1 pseudogene is annotated in these 292 nt (G+C 61.6%); it reads left to right on the top strand.

The features are described 5' to 3' along the window. Positions 1-209, top strand: a pseudogene (locus GV790_RS29840) (glutamine synthetase); the annotation flags it as partial. Positions 210-292 lie beyond the last annotated feature (83 nt).

Here is a 292-nt window from a genome sequence, read left to right on the forward strand (position 1 = left end):
CTCCTGAGGAGCATGCCGCCATGGATCACGTGCCGGGCAACCTGGGTGCGGTCCTCGACAATCTCGAGGCCGACCACGAGTTTCTCCTTGCCGGTGACGTGTTCACCCCGGATCTCATCGAGACCTGGGTCGAACTCAAGCGTGGCGACCTGGCTGCCCTGCAGCAACGTCCGCACCCCTACGAGTTCGACCTGTACTACGACATCTGAGTCGTTCTACTCGCCGGGGGCGCAACTACGGTTGCTCCCCTGGCGGCGTATAAAACAAGCCTCGAACTACACACCCCCAACTC

This window comes from Nocardia cyriacigeorgica, assembly GCF_010858045.1.
Classification (GTDB): Bacteria; Actinomycetota; Actinomycetes; order Mycobacteriales; family Mycobacteriaceae; genus Nocardia; species Nocardia cyriacigeorgica_E.